This window comes from Variovorax sp. SG517 (genome assembly GCF_013376045.1).
Classification (GTDB): Bacteria; Pseudomonadota; Gammaproteobacteria; order Burkholderiales; family Burkholderiaceae_C; genus Variovorax.
In genome coordinates, this window is the sequence record NZ_JABMJG010000007.1 from 195,335 (window position 1) to 208,883 (window position 13,549).

The following is a 13,549-nucleotide window of genomic DNA, read 5'->3' on the forward strand; positions in this document are numbered from 1 at the left end:
CCGCTTGGGGTAACTGCCCCAACGGCACTGGGCTATAGCGCCCGAAAGCGCCGGTTGCGCCCAGAATGGGCCGGCCACCGGAGAAAGAAATGCTGTCCAGCCTTCTGCAGTTTCCGCCGCGCGAAAGTGCCTACAAGCGCAAGTTCCTGAACAACACCGACGAGAACCTCTTCATGGGCTCGTTCGAGAGCTTCGCCGCGGCCGAGGCCGGAGCGCCTTCCAGCAAGGCCGTGGGCTATGCCAACGCCGACGCGGGCGAGCTCTACAGCCCGCAGATCTACTTCTACGACTACCCCGGCCTCTTCTGGCTGGGCCGCTCGATCGACGCGGGCATGACGCGCGTGTTCGACCTGGGCGGGCACGTCGGCATCAAGTACTACGCCTTCCGCCGCGTGCTGAGCTATCCCTCCACACTGCGGTGGACCGTGTGCGACGTGCCCGGCGTGGTCGAGAGCGGCCGCGCGATGGCCGTGAAGCGCGAGGCGACCGAGCAGTTGAGCTTCACCACGGACTACCGCGACGCGAGCGGCTGCGACGTGCTGTACGTGTCCGGCAGCCTGCAGTACCTGCCGGTGCGCATGGACACGATCCTTTCCGAACTTGCGGTGAAGCCCCGGCGCATCGTGATGAACACCACCGCCGTGCACCCCGAGCGCACGATCTACACGCTCAACAGCATCGGCATCGCGGTGTGCCCCTACCGCATCCAGCACCACGACGAGCTGCTGGCCGATCTCTCGCGCTCGGGCTACCGAAAGCGCGACGTGTGGCGCAACGAGGGCAAGCCCATCGAGGTGCCTTTCGTCGAAGGCGGCGACAAGCCCTACTACGCGGGCTGCTGCTTCGACCTGATCGACTGACCGATCCGGTGGATCAGGGAACGACGGCCGGCAGGTTCCGGTCGGCCGTATGGCGCTGCCCTGGCGTCATCGAGTCGTAGAGCTTCGACAGCGCATCGCTCGCCGCCTGCATGCGGCGCGCACGGTCTTGCGCCTGCATCGCGCGCTGCTGGGCGGGCGGCCGGCGAGGTCCCCACACCGCGTGCCGCGCCGTCTCTACCTTGGCGCCTGCACCCAGCGGCGGAAATCCGGCGCATTCGCCAGGACATCGAAAACCTCTTGACTGGCCTCAAAAAGATATTAGAGTGATATCACTTTCAACGGAGGCAGCGATGCAAGAGAAGACCCCCAACATCAACTCGCGACCGGTCCGCAAGGAGCGCCCTTACCGGTCGATCAACGGCTACGGCGTGTCCGCCGTGGCGCTGCTGCTGATCGCCATCGGCGTCTGGGCGATGGTGCAGCGCCTAATGCCGCTGCCCATGAGCATCCTGCTGATCGTGGTCGGCCTCGTGCTGATCCCTGGCCTCTATATGCTGCAGCCCAACGAGGGCATCATCCTCACGCTCTTCGGCCAGTACCAGGGCACCGACCGCTCCGAGGGCCTGCGCTGGACCAACCCGCTGCAAAGCGGCCAGAAGATCTCGCTGCGCGCGCGCAACCTCAACACGCCGCCGCTGAAGGTGAACGACAAGCGCGGCAACCCGGTGGAGATCGGCGCGGCGGTGATCTGGCGGGTCTACGACACGGCGCAGGCCGTCTTCGAGATCGACGACTACAACAAGTTCGTCGCCATCCAGTCCGAGGCCGCCATCCGCCATCTCGCCACCCTCTACGCCTACGACAGCGGCGACGACCTGCCCAGCGACGAAACCACGCTGCGCGCCGGCCTCGACACCGTGGCCGATGCCCTCCGGGACGACCTGAACCGCCGCTTCGCCAGCGCGGGCGTCGAGGTGCTCGACGCCAAGCTCACGCACCTGGCGTACGCCCCCGAGATCGCACAGGTGATGCTGCGCCGCCAGCAGGCGGTGGCCATCGTGAGCGCGCGGCACCAGATCGTGTCGGGTGCGGTCGGCATGGTCGAGGCGGCGCTCAAGGGCCTGTCGGAGCGCAACCTCGTCGTGCTCGACGACGAGCGCAAGGCCTCGATGGTGTCGAACCTGCTGGTGGTGCTGTGCTCCGACCGCGAGACGCAGCCCGTGGTGAACACCGGTACGCTCTACACCTGAGGCGCGAACCGTACCCGCCCTCCGATCCGTACCCACCCGATGGCCAGCCCCGGCAAGAAAGCCTATCCCCTGCGCATCGATCCGGCCCTGTGGGCCGAGATCGAGCGCCTTGCCGCGCAGGAGCTTCGCAGTGCGAACGCGCAGGTCGAGTTCCTGCTGCGCGAGGGGCTGGCCCGGCGCGGGCGGCTGCCGGCCGCGGATGCAGGCAAGAGCACGCCCGACGAGCCACCGGCGTCTCAGTGATAACCCCGACTTCGCTGAAGGCCGAATGACAGCCCCGGCTTCTACGATGACAGCGGCAAACGGCAACCGCGCCGCAACCTTCTTCCTCCTGGAGACATCGTGACGAAGCCCTTCGAGACCCGCTCTTCCTTCCCCTCTTCCATCGGCACCCTCACCCGCCGCGCCGCGCTTCCGCTGGTCGCGGCCCTCGCGCTCGCAGGCTGCGGCAGCCTCGGCACGAGCAGCAGCAACAAGCCCGCGGGCGGCGCCGACATCCACGTCATGACCTCCGGCGGCTTCACTGCCGCCTACAACGACCTGCGCCCCGAGTTCGAGCGCAGCAGCGGCCGCAGCGTGAAGACAGCCTACGGCGCCTCGATGGGCAATGCCGAAGACTCCATTCCCAGCCGCCTCGCCCGCAACGAGCCCGCCGACGTGGTGATCCTCGCGCGCCCCGCGCTCGACGCGCTGGTGGCCGAGGGCAAGGTGGTGCCGGGCAGCCAGGTCGACCTGGTGCGCTCCGCCATCGGCTTCGCGGTGCGCAAGGGCGCGCCCAAACCCGACATCAGCACCGTCGACGCGCTCAAGCGCACGCTGATCGCCGCGCCGTCGATCGCCTACTCGGCCAGCGCGAGCGGCACCTACTACGAGACAGAGCTGCTCAAGAAGCTGGGCATCGAGGACCAGGTCAAGCCCAAGAGCAAGCGCATCCTGAGCGAGCGCGTCGGCACGGTGGTGGCGCGCGGCGACGCGGCGCTGGGCCTGCAGCAGGTCAGCGAGTTGCTGCCCATCGCCGGCATCGACTACATCGGCCCGCTGCCTGCCGAGGTGCAGCGCGTGACGGTGTTCTCCGCCGGCATCGCCACCGCCTCGAAGCAGCCTGACGCGGCGCGACAGCTCATCCGCTACCTCAACTCGCCCGCTGCAGCGCCCACGATCGCCAAGACCGGGCTGGAGCCACTGACGGCGCGCTGAGGGCGCAACGTCAGAGCCGCCCGGGCTGACGGGTTGGCTCGGGATCGCGACACCGGCCTGGTCCCGAGGGGCGCCCCGTAAACTGGCGGCCATCTCCATCCATCGATGCCGAACGCCATGACACAGCAGCCGACGATCACGCCCGCCCTCGTTTCCGCCTTCGCGCCCGGCGGCACGCTGCGCGCCTCGATCAACCTGGGCAACCCGATCCTGGCCAACAAGGACGCCGCCACCGGCGAGCCCGTCGGCGTGTCCATCGACCTGGCCCGCGAGTTCGCGCGGCGCCTGGGCGTGGGCATCGAGCTGGTGGTGTTCGAGAAGGCCGCCGCATCGGTGGACGCGGTGAAGAACGAGAAGGCCGACATCGGCTTCTTCGCCATCGACCCGGCGCGCAGCGAGGGGCTGCGCTTCACCGCGCCCTACGTGCTGATCGAAGGCAGCTACCTCGTGCCCGAAGCCTCTGCCCTCACCGACAACGCACAGGTCGATGCCAAGGGCAACCGCATCTCGGTGGGCTCCGGCAGCGCCTACGACCTGTTCCTCACGCGCGAGATCAAGGCAGCCGAGATCGTGCGCCTCCAGGGCGCGGGGCCCGCACTGGCTGCATTGCGCTCAGGCGAGGTCGAGGTGGCGGCCGGCATCCGCCAGTTGCTGGAAGGCGAGGCGCAGCGCGCACCCGGCTTGCGCGTGCTGCCGGGGCGCTTCATGGTGATCCAGCAGGCCATGGGCACGCCCGCGAGCCGCGGCGCCGAGGCGCAGGCGCTGCTCGCGGCCTTCGTCGAGGAGATGAAGGCCAGCGGCTTCGTGGCCGATGCACTGAAGCGCCACCGCATCGAGGGCGCGAGCGTGGCGCCCGCGGCCTGAGCCTTCAGGCTCAGAGCTTGTAAGCCTCCACCGGCCCGCGCGAATAGAACAGGAAGTAGCCGGTCGAGGTCTGGAAGCCGTTCTTCTGCCAACCCGCCGGCACCTTGAAGATGCCGAGCTGCTCGCTCGCCACGCCGACGAAGGCGGTGTTCTCCTTGTCGGTGGTGATGCGGCTCCAGTGCTCGCGCGTCACGGGCTTCAGTGTCATCTTCGGCTCGCTCCATTCGGCCGTGCGAACCTTGTCGCGCATCACGTAGGCGTCGCCCTGCTTCTCGATCTTGATGAGCTCCTTGAGCGCGCCGTTCTGCTTCACGGCGTAGGTGCCGACCAGTTCGGCCTCGGGTGCGCCGCCGCTGTTCGCGCCGCAGGCGGCGAGCAGCAATGCCGACGCGCCTGCGGCCAGCCATTTCAGTGCTGTGTTCATGGTGATCCTTTGTCGAAGTGGCGCGCGCCGCCTTTTTCCCGAAGGCGGCGCGCGCCGGTTCAGGCGATGCCGCTCAGCGCTTCTCGTTGTCGCGCAGCTTCAGGCTGCCCTGGAAGCGCAGCGCGTGCGGGTACGACTCCTTCTCCTCGCCGGTGGCCACCGCCACCATCTTCTGCTCGCTCACCTGCGTCTTCGCGAGCAGCGGCGCCGGCAGGTTCAGCACGCCCTTGATCTGGTCGTACTGCGCCTGCGTGATGCGGCCCACGCCCAGCAGCCGGAACGCATCGCGCTCGATGTTCAGCAAGAGCGGCTTGTTGCCCGCGAAATTCTGCGCCTTGGCCAGCAGCGCGCTCCAGGACTGGGCGCTGTAGTTGCTCACGTAGTAGTCCTGCCCGGTCGGCCCGGCCAGCACCGCGGTGCAACCGGGCAGCTCCACTTGCGTGCTGTTGCCCGACATCACGAAGGTCTTGCGCTGCTCCATCGAGTCGCCGTAGGCCAGCGTCACGGGAATGGTCCACGTCGATGCCGGGTACAGGTTCTGGTTGGGGAAGGCCTCCTGCGTGATGTTCACGTAGGTGCTGTTGCCCGCGCACTGCGCGTCCACCGTGAGCAGCGGAATGCCGGTCTGGCGGATCAGGCTGTCGCCGATCTCGCTCACCTTCTTGCCGTTGCTCGCCTTCTCCAGCGAGCTCCACAGGCGCGAAGGCGTGACGTTGCCGAAGGCGTAGTCCTTCAGGTAGATGCGCAGGCCCTTCTGCATCGCCTCCTCGCCGATGTAGTTCTGGATGGTCTCCAGCACGTGGCTGCCCTTGTTGTAGACGAAGATCGACGGGCTGATGAAGCCGAACGAGCCCGCGTCGTTGAGGTTGCGCTGCACCGGCACGGCCGTGTTCTTCAGGTCGGCGACGATCACGTTGTGCTTGTCGAGCACGTAGTCGGAGAAGCTGTAGTACTCGGGGTGGAACTTGATCGTGGTGCGCCTTTCGAACCAGCGCGCGAACGACTCGTTGAGCCACACGTTGTCCCACCAGTCGAGCGTGACCAGGTCACCGAACCACTGGTGCGCCACCTCGTGCGTCACCACCGTCACCGAGTACAGCGTGGGCGTGTCGCCCGGCTTGGTGAGCACCGAGTCCGCGAACTCGAAGATCGAGCCCCAGTTCTCCATGCCGCCGAAACCGGTGTTGGGCTTGTTGTCGTAGCTGTCGTTGGCCGCGACGGTGTCGAACTTCTTGAACGGCAGCGGAATGCCCGTGTAGTTGTAGTAATAGTCCATCGACACCTTGGTCCACTCCATCGCGAACTTCGCCCAGTCGGAGCGGCCCGGCGGCGTGAACCAGCGCAGCGGCATCTCGCTGCCGTCCAGCGGGTTCTTGAACTTGTCGGCCAGGATGTCGAACTTGCCGCCGCCGAAGAAGGTCAGGTACATCGGCATGGAGGGCGTCTTCTCGAAGGCCACGCGCTGGTAGCCGTCGGGCAGTTTGGTCGCTTCGGTCTGCGCGCCGTTGGACACCGTCTTCCAGTCGCCCGGCACCTCGGCGGAAATTTCGAAGGTATGGCGGAAGGCCGGCTCGTCCCATCCCGGGAACCACTGCCGCGCGTAGTTGGTTTCGCCCTGCGTCACGATGGCATCGCTGCTCACGCCTTCAGGCGTGGAGAGGCCCACCTTGAAGATGCCGGTGGCGGCCGAGCAGAACGGGTTGCGCGCCACCTCGGCGGGCGGGCAGTACTCGGCATCGGAGAACTGGATCTTGCCGTCCCACTCCATGTGCAGCAGGTACTTGCCCTTGGCGATCTGGCCGTCGTTCAGGCGCAGCTGCACGAAGTCGCCCAGCGTCTGCGGCGTGGGAATCAGCGGGATCGCCTCCGAGGGATTCGACACCTTGCGCAGCGTGGTGCGGCCCTTCGCGAAATTCAGGTTGTGTGCGGCGACGACGATGGCATCGACCGGCTTGAGCACTTCGATCTCCACATCGCCGCGGCCCACGAAGGTCTTGAGCGCGGCATCGGGTCGGAACCACAGCTTGTAGTTGCTGGGCCAGACGGTGTCGGGCAGCTCCATCGGCTTTGCAGAGCGGTCGACGGCGGCGACCGCATTGTTCGCCGAGTTGGGTACTCCATCGTCCGGCGCCTTGGCGGAGGGATCGGACACGGGAGCGGAAACGACCTGGTCCGAAGGTGCGTTGAGGCCAACGCCTCCACCGCCCAACGAAGAACCACCACTGTCTCCGCCGCCGCCACAAGCCGTGAGAACGGCAAGGGTCACTGCGGTGATGGCAAGATGATTGACCACGGGTGTATTGAATCTTTTCATGATCGCCTCTGAGTACTCTTGGTAAGAAGAAACATGCGCCGGCTTCGCAGCCGCCGGCGGATAGCCGGCGATGCACAAGACGCGCGCGGTGATGAGTGAGATGAACAACGGGGGAATCGGGAAGAAACGGGCAACACAAGGCCCTCCCGGCGAACTCATTCGTTCGTCAGGACCACACAGTCATGCAGGGACACACCGCGCACGAAGCGGCGGTCCCAGGATGCGAGGCGTAAGAGGTTCCATTCCCGGCAATCGCGGGGTGATGGGATGCGGAGGCGGGGCTTGTAGCGCGAAGGCCTTCGTCAGTGCATGCGCATCGTCGGCGCAGCATGCTCCCGCGAAGCGGGAACGGTGCGAACCGTGTTGGCGATGGCAAGACTTGCTGCGGCTCTTGTCGTTGATTTCACGCGCATTCCCTCGTCCATTGATGTCACACAGTTGTAGCTGATGGGCGCTGCGTGCTCAACGAATCGCGGAACTTTTCCTTCTCAAAATGTTCGCGCGCGATAGGCCGAATGGCGTCATGGCACGCGATGCATGCCATGCAATACGAAGATGGTTCAGCCGCCGAAACACCTGCTCACGCAGATGACGGAAATCGGGCCACCGCACTGTGACCCGACCACGACAGTACGAAGGTACAAGCCTTCGAAAAGCCTATGAAAGCTGTGAACCAGAGACTGTGTGCGCACTGCGCGAGCGGTCGCGCAGCCACAGCATGAAGCCGCAGACGAACACGACGACCTGCGTGCCGATCAGCAGCGCGAAGCCCGCGAAGAAGCCCGAGGCCGACGAAGCCGCTGCCGCAGGGCCGGCACCGGCCCCATGCGACATCGCACCGATCACGCCGCCCATCAGCGCGGGCATGAAGCCCGCCACCAGGCTGCCCACGCCGTTGGTCACGCCGAATGCACTGGCCGTGTGCTCAGCGCGCGAGCAGTACTGCACCGTGCTCGGAATGGCCGGGCTCTGCAGGCCCCAGAAGAAGTTGGCCGCCACCAGGCAGCATGCGGCCGCGTAGGGGTCGCGCGCGTTGATGGCCATCAGCACCGACAGCGCCACGCCCACGCTCGCGCCCATGAAGATGAAGGGCACGCGCTCGCGGCCCACCTTGTCGATGAGCACGCCGCCCACGAACACCGCGAGCACGGTGGCGTACTGCGACAGCGAGGCCAGCCAGCCCATCTCGCGCATCGAGAAGCCGCGCGCCTCGCGCAGGTAGGTCGGCAGCCAATTGCTGCTGCCCCAGAGGTAAGCCAGCGCGGCGGAGGTCAGCAGCGTGATGAGGAACAGGTGCCGCGTCTGCAGCGCGCCCTTCACGATGCCGCCCACGCGCGACATCGCCTCGCCGAAGGAAGATGGCTTCACGCCGTCGGCGTGCCCCGGCGGCATGCGCACGAAGGCCAGCACCAGGGGAATGCCCAGCACGATGTTCATGACGCCGAGCACGTGGAAGGAGCTGTCCCACGCGAACTGCGTGAGCAGCCAGCCGACGAGCGGATAGCCGATGGCCAGCCCCAGGCCCGTGCCCATGTTGACGAAGGCATTGGGCTTGCCGTTCTCGTCGCTGCGGAAGTGCGCCTTGATGTACGCGGACGCCAGCGAGAAGAGCGGCCCTTCCGACACGCCCAGCAGCACGCGGGAGGCCAGCAGCAGGCCGTAGCTGTGGAACATCGGCGAGGCCCACGTCACCACGCCCCAGAGGATCAGCCCGTAGACCAGGCTGCGCCGCACGCCGAAGAGCGCCGAGCAGAACGGCGTGAGCACGAAGGCCGACACGCCGTAGCCCAGCATGAAGGCCGTCGCCAGGAAGCCCTGGCTCACGCGGTCGGTCGCCGCGAGGCCCACATGGTTCAGGAACGCCGCGTCCGTGATGAGCACGGCGATGTTGATGCGGTCCACGTAGGAGATCGCGACGATCACGAACAGCGTGATGACGCCGTACCAACGAAAGCTCTTGCTGCTACTGCTGTTGTTGTCGCTGTTGCTGTTCTGCATGACCTGTCCTGCCGGTATGGGGGTGTTGGCGCGCGCCTAGAACATGTGGCGCATGCCGAACTCGGTGCCGCTGGAGGCACGGTTCGGCGCGGTGATCGCGCCCGAGAGGGCCTGCGATGCACCGTTGCTGTTGCTGATGCGCGCGATGGTGGCGTACAGCGCCGTGCGCTTCGAGAGGTTGTGCACGTAGCCGATGGCGAGCTTCGACGAAGTGGGCTTCAGCAGCGCACCGGCCGGCTCCAGCCGGTAGCGCGCATATGAGGCCTTGATCTCGCCGGGCCCGATGGGCAATTGGAAGCCGACCAGCACGCCCCTGGCATCGGTGCTGCCCTTCGACTCCTTGTACAGCTCGCTCGTGAGCTTGAGGTTCATGAGCGAGGCGTCGAAGGTGTAGGAGGCGCCGAGGTTGGTCACGCGCAGGTCGCCGCTCGCATAGCGCGTGCGGCCGGTGGCCAGCGCGATGTTGAGCCCGCCGCCCTGGTAGCCGAAGCGCGCGCCGGTGTGGTCGCCGTCGTGCCTGTTCGATACCTTCGTGCCCGGCAGCACCGCGTTCGAGTCGTTCTCGCCCATGGCGTACATCACCTGGCCGTAGAAGCCGCCGAGGTCGGCCGGCAGCAGGTAGCCGATGCTGTTCGACGCGCGCGTTCCGGTGGGCGCGACCAGGCCGCCCAGGCCCGAGAAGTAGATCTGGTTGGCGCCGATGCCGCCGCCCGTGCCGAAGGGATCGAAGATGGCGGTGTTCCAGAAGGCCGGCACGTAGTCGCGGCCGAGCCGCACCTCGCCGAAGGGACCCGCGAGGCTCACGGTGGAGCGGCGGTTGAAGCTCAACACTCCTGCTGTTCCGTTGCCGCTGGCCTGGTTGTTCGAGTTCGACGGAAAGCCCTGCGCGCTGTCGTTCTGCAGGCCCATCTCCATCCAGAAGTTGGCCGAGTAGCCGCCACCAAGGTCTTCCGTGCCCCGAAAGCCCAGGCGGCTGAACATGTTGCCGCTGTTGGTCAGCTGCGTCTTGCTGGCCGAACCCGGGCCGCTGCCCTTGGTGTAGGTGACGGCTGCATCGACCACGCCGAAGAGCGTGAGGGAAGATTGGGCCAGCGCTCCGCCAGCCCCGCTGGCCGCAGCCAGCGCGATCAGGTACTTTTTCATTGAGTTGTCTCGGGTAGTTTTCTTCTGTCGGCCGGTGGCCCCGTTCAGATGTCGAGCACCAGCCGCGCGCCCTTGCAGCGCGAGACGCAGATCATCATGGTCTTGTTCGACGCACGTTCGATCTTGGTGAGGATGCCGTCGTGGTGGTCGATCTCGCCTTCGAGCACCGCCGTCTCGCAGGCGCCGCACACGCCTTCCTTGCAGCTGTGGTCGGGGTTGAGGCCGGCGTCGATCAGGCTGTCGAGGATCGACTTGCCCGCCGGCACCTCCACGCTCCTGCCGCTCTTGGCGCACTCCACCACGCAGGCCTGCGAGGCGGCGCCCGCCTCTACCTGCACGGCGGCAAAGCGCTCGATGTGCGCGTTGGCATAGCCCAGCTGCTCGCAGCTCTTCTCGAAGGCATCGAGCATCGGCGTGGGGCCGCAGCAGTAGTAGTGGCTGGAGGCGCCCTTGCCCGCCAGCAGCCCGACCAGATTGGGCGGCGCGCCCTTCTCGTCGTCGAAGTGCCAGGTCAGCTGCACCGACTTCTCTTTCGCGAGCGCCTCTATGGCGTCGCAGAAGGCGGCCTCCTTGCGGGTGCGCGCGCAATAGACGATCTCCACCGGCTTGCCGATGGCCACCAGCCGCTGCAGCATGCACCAGATGGGCGTGACGCCGATGCCGCCTGCCACGAGCACCGAGCGCTCAGCGCCCTCTTCCAGCCTGAAGTTGTTGCGCGGGGCCGAGATGGGCAGCGTCATGCCCACGCGCAGCTGCTGGTGCACGTAGCGCGAGCCGCCGCGGCTCTTGCGGTCGTTGAGCACGCCCACCACGTAGCGCTGGCGGTCGCTCGACGGGTTGCACAGCGAGTAGCTGCGCACCAGCCCGTTGGGCAGGTGCAGGTCGATGTGGGAGCCGGCCTCGAAGGCGGGGAAGTCCACCGCGGGCGTGGCCGGCCGGAACTCGACGCTCACGATGCCGTCGGCCTCGTAGCGCATGGTGTGCACGAGGGCGTTGAGCGTGGGAGAAGACATGGCGATCGCTTCCCCGTCAGGCCGTGGCGGCTTCGCCTGCCTCGGCCAGCTGCGCAACGGCCAGGGTGCGCATGTGGCGGCGCAGGCGGACGATGCCCAGGTCGTGCTGGTACAGGTTCTCGTGCTGGTTGGCGTCGGGCTCCATCTCTTCGAGCATCACGCGGTCCTGCTCCAGCACGTGCCAGTGGCGCGCCTCGAGGCGGTTCTTGTACAGGAAGCGCCAGGTGTCGCGCTGCCAGCCCGGCTGCAGCTTGCGCACGCGCCAGAAGAAGGTGGCCGTCATGCCCTTCACGATGGGCGAGAAGGCGCCGATGATGATGAAGTTGCCGCCGGGGCCGCCGGTCTTCGGATACGGAATTTCGAGGCGCATCCAGTGGATGCCGGTGTCGGCCCACTCGGTCCAGTCGAAGTTGACGTTGCGCTGGCCTTCCTTCTCGAAGACGAAGCCGATGTCGGTCTGGCGGATGCCGAACTTGGCGCTCGAATCGCCCTCGGCCATCGAGTGCGACTGCTTGTGCAGGTAGGTGCCGTGCATCGGGTCCATCACGTTGTCGAGCACGTAGCGGTAGTCGCCCTTCCACTCGGTGTAGCAGAGGAAGCTGCTGTACTCGGCGTCGTCGGTGAGCTGCTCGGGCAGCACCAGCGGCGGCGGCACGTCGACCGGCTCCTTCGAGTTGTAGAGGAACACCGCGCCGGCGCGCTCCTGCACGTGGAAGTGCATCGTGGCCTTCGAGCCCTCGAGCTTGCAGCCGGGGCTGCCGGGCACGCGCGTGACGACGCCATCGTGGCGCACTTCGACGCCGTGGTACGGGCAAGAGAGCCGGTCGCCCAGCACCACGCCCTGAGACAGCGGCGCGCCGCGGTGCGGGCAGCGGTCTTCCAGCGCGTGCAGCACGCCCTCGCCGTCGCGCCACAGCGCGAGCTTGCGGCCGAGGCGGCGCAGGGAGATGGGGTTCTCCTTGATGAAGTGCGAGGGGCAGATGGGGTACCAGAGGTCCTTCAGGCCGATCTCGAGCAGGTGGTCGACCGGATCAACGGGAACGGGTTGGATGGCGATGGTCATGATGTTCGTTCCTCTCAGGCCGCCAGCGCAGCCATCTCCTTGCGATACAGCTCCTCGGTCCACTGCTGGCCGCCCGGCGTGGCGAGGCCGCTGTCGTTCAGGCGCTGCACCAGGCCCGGTAGGTCGTGGATGCCGTCGGCGAAGGCGCGCTCGATCACGTCGCCCAGCAGGTCTTCGTAGGTGGTCGCGGGGCGCCGGCGCGCCTGGTGCGGTTGCAGGTAGCGGTCTTGGTTTTGCATCGTGAGCCTCCGTGGGGCGGAATGAATTGAAGAATCAGGCGGCGGCCACCATGGCCGGGGTTGCGAGCGGCGCGGCCCAGGCGTCGTAGCCGTAGACCCAGTCGGCGTTGCCGCCTTCGCGCAGCCAGTTGTTGCCGCGCGAGCCGAGCTGAACCTGGCTGGCGCGCTCGATGCGCGCGGTTTCGAAGCCCTGCAGCGCGGCAGGCACGTCGGCCATCGCCACGCCTTCGAGGTGGCGCGACAGCACCACCGCGTCCTCGATGGCCATGCCCGCGCCCTGCGCCATAAAGGGCAGCATCGGGTGCGCGGCATCGCCCAACAGCGCCATGCGGCCCTTGGTCCAGGCGGGCATCGGGTCGCGCTCGTACAGCGCGGTCTTGAGCACCGTGTCGCAGGCGTCGAGCAAGGCGCGCGCCTCGGGGTGGTAGGCCACGTACTGCTCGCGCAGTTCTTCGACGCTGCCGGGCGCGGTCCACGATTCGAGGTGCCAGCTGTCCTGCGGCGTGGTCGCGAAGATGAAGACGTCCTTGCCCCGGTTCAGCGGGAAGGTGACGATCTGGCTCTGCGGATTCGGGCCCCACCACTTGGTGAAGGCGCCGAGGTTGGGCACGCCGGCCACGCGCTCGGCGGGCACCACGGCGCGGTAGGCCACGATGCCGGTGAAGCGCGGGCTTTCGGCACCGAACATCGCGGTGCGCACGCACGAGTGGATGCCGTCGGCGCCGATCAGCACGCCGACACGCGCATCGCTGCCATCCGCGAACGAGAGGCTCACGCCCTTTTCGTCGGCGGCTATCTTCTCGGCCCGCTTGCCGAGCGCGACGCGCTCGATCGGGAACATGTCGGCCAGCGCAGCCAGCAGGTCGGCGCGGTGGATGGTGAGCTGCGGCGCGCCGTAGAGCTGCTCGGCAGTGTCGGCCATCTCCAGGCGCGAAGTCTCCTCGCCGGTGTCGTAGGTGCGGCTGATGCGGTGCGACGGGCGCGCCGCCGTCACGCGGGCCGCCTCGCCCACGCCGAGGCCGTCGAGCGCGCGCACGGCGTTGGGCGTGAGGTTGATGTCGGCGCCGACGCGGGCGAACTGCTTCGCCTGCTCGAACACGATCACGTCGTGCCCCGCGCGCCGCAGCGCGATGGCCGCGACGAGCCCGCCGATGCCCGCGCCGACGATGCCGATGGTGGATTCGCTGGTGGTCTTCATGAGACTGTGCTTTCGTTCCTGCGCC

General features: G+C 67.2%; 14 protein-coding genes. 5 read left to right on the forward strand and 9 right to left on the reverse strand.

The window, feature by feature from the left end; translation table 11 throughout:
• Positions 1 to 89 precede the first annotated feature (89 nt).
• A complete protein-coding gene (locus tag FHT32_RS22115; protein ID WP_176666757.1) occupies positions 90 to 860 on the forward strand; it encodes a TIGR04325 family methyltransferase in 771 nt (256 codons plus the stop codon).
• A 13-nt stretch (positions 861 to 873) separates the two neighbouring features.
• Here FHT32_RS22115 and FHT32_RS35090 read toward each other — a convergent pair whose 3' ends face one another.
• Positions 874 to 999 carry a hypothetical protein gene (locus FHT32_RS35090; RefSeq protein WP_256099119.1) on the reverse strand — a complete coding sequence of 42 codons (126 nt, stop codon included), beginning with the start codon at positions 997 to 999 and terminating at the stop codon, positions 874 to 876.
• Between the two features lie 172 nt (positions 1,000 to 1,171).
• Here FHT32_RS35090 and FHT32_RS22120 point away from each other — a divergent pair, with 172 nt between their 5' ends.
• The 4 genes from FHT32_RS22120 to FHT32_RS22135 all read left to right on the forward strand — a co-directional run bounded on the left by FHT32_RS22120 (position 1,172) and on the right by FHT32_RS22135 (position 4,132).
• A complete protein-coding gene (locus tag FHT32_RS22120) occupies positions 1,172 to 2,071 on the forward strand; it encodes an SPFH domain-containing protein (RefSeq protein WP_176666758.1) in 900 nt (299 codons plus the stop codon).
• 39 nt (positions 2,072 to 2,110) lie between these two features.
• A complete protein-coding gene (locus FHT32_RS22125) occupies positions 2,111 to 2,314 on the forward strand; it encodes a hypothetical protein (protein ID WP_176666759.1) in 204 nt (67 codons plus the stop codon).
• Between the two features lie 99 nt (positions 2,315 to 2,413).
• Positions 2,414 to 3,268 carry a substrate-binding domain-containing protein gene (locus FHT32_RS22130; RefSeq protein WP_176666760.1) on the forward strand — a complete coding sequence of 285 codons (855 nt, stop codon included), beginning with the start codon at positions 2,414 to 2,416 and terminating at the stop codon, positions 3,266 to 3,268.
• A gap of 117 nt (positions 3,269 to 3,385) precedes the next feature.
• Positions 3,386 to 4,132, forward strand: coding sequence for a transporter substrate-binding domain-containing protein (locus FHT32_RS22135; protein WP_176666761.1), 747 nt, complete (start codon positions 3,386 to 3,388; stop codon positions 4,130 to 4,132).
• A gap of 10 nt (positions 4,133 to 4,142) precedes the next feature.
• On the opposite strand, the gene FHT32_RS22140 is transcribed toward FHT32_RS22135, so the two are convergent.
• From FHT32_RS22140 to FHT32_RS22175, 8 genes are all read right to left on the reverse strand, one after another.
• Complete coding sequence (locus tag FHT32_RS22140; protein ID WP_176666762.1) at positions 4,143 to 4,556, reverse strand: hypothetical protein; 414 nt, start codon at positions 4,554 to 4,556, stop codon at positions 4,143 to 4,145.
• Between the two features lie 73 nt (positions 4,557 to 4,629).
• Entirely contained in the window at positions 4,630 to 6,870 is a 2,241-nt protein-coding gene (locus FHT32_RS22145; protein WP_176666763.1) for a M1 family metallopeptidase, read from the reverse strand.
• A 657-nt stretch (positions 6,871 to 7,527) separates the two neighbouring features.
• On the reverse strand, positions 7,528 to 8,868 hold the full coding sequence (locus FHT32_RS22150; protein ID WP_176666764.1) for an MFS transporter: 1,341 nt from the start codon (positions 8,866 to 8,868) through the stop codon (positions 7,528 to 7,530).
• 36 nt (positions 8,869 to 8,904) lie between these two features.
• Positions 8,905 to 10,011 carry a porin gene (locus FHT32_RS22155; RefSeq protein WP_176666765.1) on the reverse strand — a complete coding sequence of 369 codons (1,107 nt, stop codon included), beginning with the start codon at positions 10,009 to 10,011 and terminating at the stop codon, positions 8,905 to 8,907.
• Positions 10,012 to 10,055: 44 nt separating this feature from the next.
• A complete protein-coding gene (locus tag FHT32_RS22160; RefSeq protein ID WP_176666766.1) occupies positions 10,056 to 11,024 on the reverse strand; it encodes a PDR/VanB family oxidoreductase in 969 nt (322 codons plus the stop codon).
• A gap of 16 nt (positions 11,025 to 11,040) precedes the next feature.
• Positions 11,041 to 12,087 carry an aromatic ring-hydroxylating dioxygenase subunit alpha gene (locus tag FHT32_RS22165; RefSeq protein ID WP_176666767.1) on the reverse strand — a complete coding sequence of 349 codons (1,047 nt, stop codon included), beginning with the start codon at positions 12,085 to 12,087 and terminating at the stop codon, positions 11,041 to 11,043.
• 14 nt (positions 12,088 to 12,101) lie between these two features.
• Entirely contained in the window at positions 12,102 to 12,326 is a 225-nt protein-coding gene (locus FHT32_RS22170; RefSeq protein WP_176666768.1) for a recombinase-like helix-turn-helix domain-containing protein, read from the reverse strand.
• 34 nt (positions 12,327 to 12,360) lie between these two features.
• Positions 12,361 to 13,524, reverse strand: a complete 1,164-nt coding sequence (locus tag FHT32_RS22175) for an FAD-dependent monooxygenase (protein WP_176666769.1) — start codon at positions 13,522 to 13,524, stop codon at positions 12,361 to 12,363.
• Positions 13,525 to 13,549: the final 25 nt, after the last annotated feature.